Here is an 8,993-nt window from a genome sequence, read left to right on the forward strand (position 1 = left end):
AGCCCCGTTCGGTGATCTGAACGACCGCGTCGCGCTTGAAGTCCTCGGTGAAGTTCGCTTTGCCCATCGGGGCCTCCTTGCCTAAAAATTTAGGGAAGAAGGCGTCCAGGAATCTAGGGGCGGTTCAAGCTGACTTTTGACTCCTCCTCGACCCGCTCGCCTTGACGGCGATGTTCCCGTGCGATTGCCCTTCGCCGCAGTCGTCGGTTGTCCTCACCGAGGATCGAGCGGATGTCGGCGGTCGCCTTGCCGACGATCACGACATGAACCGGCGTGTTGAGCCAAGGATAGTCTGAGTGAGTGAAAATCGTCGTACTTGCCAATGCGTCGACGATCGGCTGCAAATAGAGCCCGCCCTTGCTTGTTGCGCTAGATGATATGGAATGACTGACGCGAAGCCGAAACGTAATCGCAAGGAGACGATCGCCACCACTCGGTCGACCGCGGGGCCCGGCTTTGCCTTCGAGGACCTCGTTGCTGCCGACCTGATAAGCCAGATGCTGCTCGACCTGCCGATCGACGGCATCGGCGTCGCTGGCGACCATCTGCTCTCCCAGGCAGGGGCCGCGGGCTGGCGCATCGATGATCTGATCTGCGTGGGCCAAACCGTGAATGGCCCCGAGCGCCGCCTCGCCCTTTCCTGCAAGAGCAACGTCCAGGTCACCGCCACGGGCTGGCCAGCGGACTTCGTGTCCGCCGCCTGGGAGCTATGGCGCAAGCAAGATCCGTTCAACAGAGACACTGACCGCATCGGACTGGTCACGCGCGGCCGCAACACGGTATTCGATGCGACTTGGTCGGATCTGAAGCAATGGTGCGTGGGTGCCGACCCCACGCTCGCGATGGACCGGATCAATGCCTCGCAGACGCATCGCCGGGTTTTCGACAGCGTCCGCAATCCTGGCGAGCAAGAAGGAAAGCATCCCACCGATTCGCAGACGATCGCCCTGATATCCGCGCTTGAGATCTATCCGCTCGATTTCCAGCTCATCCCTTCCAGGGCGATAACCGAGGCCCAACGCCGATGCCGCATCGCGCTCCGCACAGGAGACGCAGCCGAAGCCGAAGAGCTCTGGAACGCCCTTGTCCAAAGCGCGGAGGCCGCGCGGCTGGGCAACGGCATCACGCGTCTCTCTGATCTCCTGCGCGATCTGACTCCGCGTTTCGCGTTCAAGGCCCATCCGAGCATCGCCGGTGCCTGGAACCGCCTGATCGCGCTATCCGCCGACCAACGTGCTGGCATCGAGACCGCGCTTCCAAACGGCCACGTCGTTCAACGCCCGAAGGTGGCCGAGCGCCTCGCGCAGGCGCTCGGCAAGGCAGCCGGATGTGTGGTCATCGGCGAGTCGGGCGCGGGCAAGTCGGCGCTCGTTCGCACAACGCTGGACGCGGCCTTTCCCGATGCGGTGCAAATCTGGCTCGGCCCGGAGGCGCTTGGCGACGCGCTGAGTGCCGCGCGCCGGCAATCGATCGGCATCGACCACGATCTCGCGCTGATCCTCGCGCGCAGCCCGGGTCGCGACAAGCTTCTGGTGCTCGACGCAGCCGAACGACTCGATGCGGCGACGCTGACGAAGTTCGACACGCTTCTGCGCGCACTCGCTGGCGACGCGGCCTGGCGGGTCGTCCTGATCTCGCAGTTCGCCGCATACGAAGATCAGCTCCGGACCTTGGGCACGGTGGGGACCTGGCAAAGCGTCATCGTCACGACCTTGTCGGACGGATCGGTTCGCGCCGCCTTGAACAGCGCTCCCACGCTCGCCTGGATTTCGAACGATGCCGAGATCCTGCCGCTGCTCGCAAACCTGCGGACCCTTGGCTGGGTCGTCGCCGCGGCCTCGTCATTCCAGCAGTCCGATGGCACGGGCCTGACCTCGACGGGCGCGATCGCCGATCGCCTCTGGGCCCGATGGACCGATGGACCCGCACGATCGCAGCTCCAACGCCTCTTGGTTCGCCTCGCCGTTCGCGAGGCCGCCTTCGAGCGCAGCTTTGCGATAAGCGATCTCGAAAGTGGCGATCTGGCCGCTTTCGACCAGCGATCCCAGGAACTGCCGCTCCAGGTCAATGCGCGCAACCGCGTTGAATTCCGCCACGACCTCGCATCGGACTGGGCGCGATACCAGCGGCTCAAGGAGATCGCCGACGATATTCCACAATGGTCGGCGCTCGCGCCGCAGCCTTTGTGGATTGGCGCGCTGCGCCTGTTCGGGCAATTCCTTCTCACGCAGCCTGATCAGGCCAGAAATGGCTGGGATGCCGCCTTTGCGGCGGTGACGGTCGCGAAGAATGTCGAAGCAAGCGACCTGTTGCTCGACGCATTGTGCGCCGACCCCGGCCTCGATCGTCATTTGACCGCGCGTGTGGACCTCATGTTCGCCGAGGACGGCGCGCTTCTGAAGCGGCTGATGCACCGTTTCCTGCATATCGCCACCGTTCCCGGTATCCCGGGGAATTTCGCGGCCGGCGAGGGCCTGCGGATCTATCTCGAAGCCGACATGCGCTTCCCGATCATAGCCCGCTGGGCGCCGATGGGCCGCTTCCTCGCCTACAATGCCGATCGCGTCGGGTCTTTGGGTGCGACCGTCGTCGCGAAGGTTTGCAAGGCATGGCTGAGTTTGCCGCGCATGCTCGGCGAGCAACCGATGCCCCTGCGCGATGTCATGGCGAAGGTCGCATTGGAGACAGCGCGCACGCGCCAGATCGAGAATGCACGGCACCGGCACTATGGCGGCGGTGACGACGAGAAACTCATTTACGTCACCGCGCTGGCCGGGGCCGTCGATCTGCCAGCGGAAGTAGCCGCGTTCGCGCTCGAAATGGCAACGCGGCGGCCGCCGGCTGACACGACGCTCATGCGGGTGCAGTCCTTACGCGAAGCCGATGGCGCGGCCGCCAAAGCCCGCGCCGTGGCACAACCTCGCCGGCCTAAACCTCCTGCCCCAGCCCGATTCCTCTCGTCGCAGAAGGATCTTGCGCCTTGGCCTCTCGGTCCGAGCGAACGGCTCTCCGGATCATTTCGCGACGCGGTGCTGCACGCCAATGGCCTCAACGCCTTGATCGAGGCCGATCCTGCAGCCTCTTCGGAAGTGCTGCTTGCCTGCATCATCGAAGGAAATCCCACGCGCGATTATGGCCGAACGCTCCGCATGGAAGGCGATCTCGGGCTGGAGTCCGACCAGCACAGCTATCCGACGATCTTCTGGAAAAGCCCCTTCTTCGCCTTTCTCCAGCTGCGACCCGAGCGGGCGCTCTCTGCGCTGAAGCAGCTTCTGGATTTCGTTATGGAGCGCTGGGCATCGGAGGCGCCGCCTGATGCGATCATTCCATCAATTTCCATCACCGTGGCCGATGGCACGTCGCGGCACTTTCCCGGAACCAGGAGCCAGTTCGGCTGGTCACAACAGAACTCGACCGCCAACGGCCAGCTCTTCTGCGCGCTCGATGCGCTGGAGCGCTGGCTGATCCTCAAGGCGGAGGCAGGCGAGGATCTAAAGCCCTGGTGCGAACGATTGCTCGCACTCGAGGGTTCGACCGCCATCCTCGGCGTGCTGGTGAATCTGGGAAAATGTCGCCCGGACCTGTTCAAGGGCCCGCTTCTCTCGCTCGTCGGCGTCGAGGCCCTCTACAGCTGGGACGTGCAGCGTGTCCGCAATGGCGGCTTGGGCTTCGACATCTTCACATGGTATCGCCAGGGTGAGGCTGTCCTCAACATGGCGCGAGACTGGGTGCACGCGCCGCATCGCGCCCTCGAGTTGCGGGCGGTGATCGGCGAGCTCGCGGCCGCCGATGCGAGCTTCGCGAGCCAGGTCATGTACGCTGCCGCGGCTTGGCCGCGCCCGGACGACGTCAAGCGGCAGCTCGAGCAGCGAATTCTCCAGAGCGAGTTCGATCCTGCCAATCGCAAGGCGGTGCTGGATGATGCCAGCGGTGAAACCGTCGTACGGCTGATCTATCCGGACGATCTCCAAGCTGACCTTATCGCCTATCAGATGCAGGCCAACGCTACACTCGAGCCGCTGACTCTGCCGCACCAGTGTGAGCAGGCGCTCGCCGGCAGCGCAAACCTGACTGAAGCCAGCGCGGAATATCTCGCCACCTTCTTGCCTGACCTTGGGTCACCACTACCCGATTCAAGCGAACGATTGCCAATAGTAGCAGCGGCCGCGGCCACGCTGATCGCGCGCGGTGGAGACTGGTATGAGCAGCACCCGGTAATCGCTGAACGTGCGGAGCAGCTGCTTCGAGCCATGATCGCCCATGTTGATGCGCTTTCGACCAGCCGCGACGATCATGCCGCAGATGAGGCACTGCGGTTCGCGGCGATCGGCACGCTTCACATTGCCGTCAAAGCGGCCGATCCCTCGCCTTGGTCGGCGCCGCTGGCGGTGATCCTGACCGCACGGGGCGGAAGTGCGATCGCGACCCTAATGGGCTTTGCCAAGCGCCTTCAGGCTAACCTCGGTCCGGCATGGTATCGGCTCAACTTCCTGCTGCTGCTTTTCGCGGGTTTGGATCGCCTCTCGCCGCGCTACGAGGAAGAGGAACTCGCTCCGGCATGGGAGCGCTGGCGCGCGCGCCTTCGCGCCCAGCCGATTTTCGGTTCAACCGCGTCGATCGACATCCTCGACCCCGCCAGCATCGCCCGACGCGTCGAGCGGCTTCTGGAGGCGCGGCGCGCGCGCAAATATCGTGGTCGGTGCGCTCGCTTGGCGGGCACGTCGCGTCGCTTCGCCGGGCTCAGCACGCATATTCTCGAAGCCGGCTATGGCTGGCTGCTGGATCATGAAACGGCGCATGAAACCGCGCAGGTACCGGAGAATCATCGGCTGCTCGCCGACCTTTGGGCATTCGAGGCATGGCGCATGGAAGGCGAAGGCGATCCGCTCGAAGATGATGTCGACACCGATGAGGAATATGACCTCCCGAGCGGCATGGGCTATTCGATCCTGCGCATAGCCGCGGCATTCGTGATAACCGCGCCCGCGAACGAGCCGCAGCCCTTATGGCGCGCAATTCTAGCGATCGGGCCGAGGGGCTATCATGCCGTCGAGCAGTTCGCGGCCGGCTGGTTCCTGCAGCTGTTCAAGCCGGTCGATGCGGACCAGTTCATGGCAATCTGGAAGGCGGTCATGCAATTTGCATTCGACGCCGACTGGCCATCGCATCGCCGTTGGTATCGTGGCAGGGACATGCTCACCAAGTTGCTCGGCCTCAATGCGCCGATCGAGATCAGTCAGGCTAACGCCATCTTGCCCCGGATCCCCGAACTCATCGACTATTACCGGCGGTGGGCCCAGACCGTGATGCCGTACGATGAGGATGACATCGCGACATTCTGCCACTTTTTGACCAAGGAATCGGGCCGGAGCCTGCGGCTCGAGGGCATGATCTGGCTCGAAGCAGCCTTAGCGAAAAAGGAGCGGTTATCCCGCGGCTCCACCGGAAACAATATCGCGGAAGCAATCGATACCGTTTTGACGGGACATGCCCCGGATCTTCTCGCGCAGCCTAGAGCGCGGGATGCGGTAATCGCAATTGTAGCCAAGTTGGTGCGGGCGCAGGTGGGAACAGCAATGGGGCTGCAGCGACGGATCGCAGCGTTGCGATAGAGATCGGCCAAATGGGCCTCCAGATGCAAGAAGTGAGCTGACCGACAATGCTGCAGATCAACAGCGGTAAGCTTTTCGCGCGCGGCGTCGGCCGAACCAATCATCTGCGCGGAGTGCTCTATTCGAACCTGGGGCTGTTCTATGGCTACGACGTGGTCACGGCCGCGGGCAGCTTGCGCGAGACCGACGGCCGGCGCGGCAACCGCGCGGTCGTCTACGAGATCGACGAGAATATCGAAGCGGCTGAAATAGGGCCGGGCGTTCTGGTATCGCATACGATCGCCCCGTTCCTCGAGGATTTCTCGGCGCTGGCGACGTTCGGGCTACGCGCGATCGTTTCATCTGATGCGGACGTCGTCGATCGGCTCACATCGGCCGGCCCGGGCCTCGCCTCATATCATCCGCCGAGGCAATTCGTCAGGCGCTACTTCGATGATCGGATCCCGCTGCAGCAAAGTGAGATTGCGCCGTTCGCCGAATTCGTCGACCGATTGATCGCACTCGACCGTCGCACCTTCCTCGCCGCGATGCGCGCGATCCGGACCTTCGTGAGCGGTCTCCACCGAATGCGTGATGACTTGGCGCTGGCCTACACATTGCTGGTTTCGGCGATCGAATCGCTTGCCCAGGATTTCGACGGGCACCAGACGGTTTGGCAGGACGTCGATGAGCGCAAGCGCAAGCCGCTCGATCTCGCACTGAGCCGCGCATCAAAGAGCACCGGCGACAAGGTACGCGAGGCGATTCTCTCGGTCGAGCACGCATCGCTCGCGCGAAGATATCGCGGCTTTGTCCTCAGCCATGTGGACGCGGGATATTTCAGGGGCGCAGATCTCGTCGCAGGGGGCGCGATCGCGCGCCACGAGATCGAGGAAGCGCTGCGTCAGGCCTATGTCATCCGCTCGCGCTACGTGCACAATCTACGGTCGCTCCCCGACGCGATCGAGCTGGCGGGGAACACTCGCGATGTGACCGAGGTCGATCGCCGCCCGGTCCTAACCTTTCAGGGCCTCGTTCGCCTTACCCACCACGTCATCACCGCCTTCGTCACCGCGGGCAGAAAGGTTGAGCGAGAACCCTATAACTACACGCGCGAGCAGTCTGGGGTGGTCGTGGTCCCGTTGGCGCCGGAAGTGTGGGTGGGGACCCCGCTCAGGCGCGCGGCTGACGCCCGGCAGCGGCTCGAGGGGCATATTGAGCAGATCGTACCGGTTCTAGCTGATACGCCTGGGGCGACGGTCACCGACCTTCGCCCGATATTTCCCGATATCGAGAAGCTTGCCGCCTCCGGCAAGATTCATCGGAGGTCATTGCTCACGCTTTACGCGCTTTTCGCGGCGCTCCTTGGCAAGCAAGACCGATCGGCGGCGCTCGATGCGCTTGTCGATCGGCACATGGCCGAAATCGGCGCGCCATCGAGCGAAGCGCTCGTGGCGCGGACATTGTTTGGCACACTCGATGTCTGGCCGGTCGAGGTGCACCAGGAGACCCTTAACCGCTATCTCGCGGCGCGCTCCACGCCGTCGGGGCTTCATGCCCCAAAGATGCTCGACGCTGTGCTCTGTCTCGCCCTCGCCGAGCGGTATCGTTGCGCGAAGCAGCAGCAAGCGGCAAGGGCATGGCTGGGACGCGCGGTCGAAACTTATCCCGGCCATCCTGCCATCCGCTTGCTGGAAGAATCTTTCGTTCCTAAAAAGCGGATCGACTGGCAGACCGCCTTACTACCGCGGCTGGCCAAGCGCCGGACGCGCCGGAAAACACCAGCAGCATCGGAATGACGCCGCTCTCCGCATGCAAACGCATGACGCACTCACCGATCAAGCCCGCCCACGCCTGGCTTGGCGCGATGGTTCGCCAATTTGCTGCGAGCGGTGATGCTGGCGCGATGCCAAGCCTCGGCGGCGACGTGACGTTCGGCGGTACGCGGAGGGAACGACCGGCTGGCAGCTTAAGTGAGGCTATGGAGCAAGGCAGGTTGTAGGAGCCCACTAGCTGGTGCTTGCAATGTCGCCTAATTCCTAATTTTTGCGACACTGGGGCTCCGTCCGATCCGCCTCAGCTTCAGCGTTGCAAAAGTCAGTCGCAGAATGGATCATCTCTGCGACAAATTTTGCGACAGGCTCTCTCATGCGCATCGGATATGCCCGCGTCTCGACCGACGATCAGGATCTGACCCGCCAACGCACGGCGCTGCAGGCGGCCGGGTGCGAGCGCATCTTCGAGGAGAAGGTTAGCGGCGCGGTCCGTGCGCGGCCCCAGCTCGAGGCGATGCTGGGCCAATTGCGGGTGGGCGATGTGGTCACGGTGACGCGCCTCGACCGGCTGGCACGCTCCACCCGCGATCTTCTCGATATCTCGGAGCGCTTGTCGACGGCCGGCGCCGGCCTCCGGTCCCTGGCCGAGCCATGGGCGGACACGACCACGCCGGCGGGTCGCATGGTCTTTACAATTTTTGCGGGTATCGCAGAGTTTGAACGATCCTTGATTGCAGAGCGAACCGGTGAAGGTCGCACGGCCGCAAGGGCGAGGGGCGTGCGGTTTGGCCGCCCGCCGGCCCTGAGCGGTGATCAGGCGCGTTTGGTGAAACGCCTCAGGGCCGAGGGGATGTCGGCACGGGAAATCGCCGCATCGCTCGGCGTTCATCGGTCCACAATCCACCGGCTGGAGCAGGAGAAGCCGTGAACATTTGTCTGCGCATCGCTTTCGGCCCCCTTTTTCTCCTCCCTGTGCTCACAACCGCGTCGGTCGGCCAAGGCGTGGGCGCTCCGCCGGCACCGATGGCGCCGGGCAAGTGGGTGCTCTCCCAATCAAATGAGGAGCCCAAGACTGACACCGAGCGCAAATCGATGTGCTCAAATCCCGTGGGATGGGTCGAGGTCTCCGAGAAAAGCTGGATCGATGGCGACTCGGGCGGACGCCGCGTGTGCGTGCTGCCGAAGTGGAAGGTCAACGGGGCGACCTATCTTGCTCCCTCCATGAAATGCAAGCCGGCCGTCGAGGCCGATGGGGACGGGGATGGATCGATATCGGCTCTCGTCAAGGGTCCGAAGTCCGTCGAGATCAACAACGCCCTTTTCATCCGCTGCGACTGACGGCGGACGGGCCGTCTGTGTGCCTTTCAGCTGCCGATGAGTGCCACGGTGCTCGCCGAGCGCAAGGGGGTGGGTCCTCGCCATGTTCGCCGGCACGCCGGCTGTGCGTGGCTCCGGTCCCGGACTGCGCCGCCCTTGCCCCCGGCTCCGCCCCATAGCGCGCCGGAAGGCGTCGGGACGCGGGGCGTCCCCTTGATATGTTCGCCGCCGCGGGCGCCGAACACGGGGCAGATGTCTTGAGGTTTCAAAAGGGGTTCAGGTTCGCCTGAACCCCTGCCACGTGGCGAAC

5 protein-coding genes are annotated in these 8,993 nt (G+C 63.8%); 4 read left to right on the forward strand and 1 reads right to left on the reverse strand.

Features of this window, described 5'->3' with window-relative positions; genetic code table 11:
* Nucleotides 1–113: 113 nt before the first annotated feature.
* Nucleotides 114–545, reverse strand: a complete 432-nt coding sequence (locus EJ105_RS27295) for a hypothetical protein (RefSeq protein ID WP_250168839.1) — start codon at nt 543–545, stop codon at nt 114–116.
* Between EJ105_RS27295 and EJ105_RS27300 the strand changes: the two genes are divergently transcribed.
* The 4 genes from EJ105_RS27300 to EJ105_RS27315 all read left to right on the forward strand — a co-directional run bounded on the left by EJ105_RS27300 (nt 498) and on the right by EJ105_RS27315 (nt 8,704).
* Nucleotides 498–5,612, forward strand: a complete 5,115-nt coding sequence (locus EJ105_RS27300) for an ATP-binding cassette domain-containing protein (protein WP_250168840.1) — start codon at nt 498–500, stop codon at nt 5,610–5,612. The two genes, EJ105_RS27295 and EJ105_RS27300, sit on opposite strands and share 48 nt — an antisense overlap.
* Before the next feature lie 47 nt (nt 5,613–5,659).
* The gene (locus EJ105_RS27305; protein ID WP_250168841.1) at nt 5,660–7,390 is read left to right on the forward strand and encodes a hypothetical protein; all 1,731 of its coding nucleotides are present in this window, start codon (nt 5,660–5,662) and stop codon (nt 7,388–7,390) included.
* Between the two features lie 349 nt (nt 7,391–7,739).
* Nucleotides 7,740–8,294, forward strand: coding sequence for a recombinase family protein (locus tag EJ105_RS27310; RefSeq protein WP_250168842.1), 555 nt, complete (start codon nt 7,740–7,742; stop codon nt 8,292–8,294).
* The gene (locus tag EJ105_RS27315; RefSeq protein ID WP_250168843.1) at nt 8,291–8,704 is read left to right on the forward strand and encodes a hypothetical protein; all 414 of its coding nucleotides are present in this window, start codon (nt 8,291–8,293) and stop codon (nt 8,702–8,704) included. Before EJ105_RS27310 ends, EJ105_RS27315 begins: the two co-directional genes overlap by 4 nt.
* Nucleotides 8,705–8,993: the final 289 nt, after the last annotated feature.

Origin of the sequence: Xanthobacter aminoxidans, from assembly GCF_023571765.1 — a bacterium.
GTDB classification, from domain to species: domain Bacteria; phylum Pseudomonadota; class Alphaproteobacteria; order Rhizobiales; family Xanthobacteraceae; genus Xanthobacter; species Xanthobacter aminoxidans.

Excerpts from the sequence above, each read along its gene's own strand:
- EJ105_RS27300 (WP_250168840.1), top strand. The coding sequence starts at position 498 with ATGCTGCTCGACCTGCCGATCGACGGCATCGGCGTCGCTGGCGACCAT.
- EJ105_RS27295 (WP_250168839.1), bottom strand. The coding sequence starts at position 545 with ATGGTCGCCAGCGACGCCGATGCCGTCGATCGGCAGGTCGAGCAGCAT.
- EJ105_RS27305 (WP_250168841.1), top strand. The coding sequence starts at position 5,660 with ATGCTGCAGATCAACAGCGGTAAGCTTTTCGCGCGCGGCGTCGGCCGA.
- EJ105_RS27310 (WP_250168842.1), top strand. The coding sequence starts at position 7,740 with ATGCGCATCGGATATGCCCGCGTCTCGACCGACGATCAGGATCTGACC.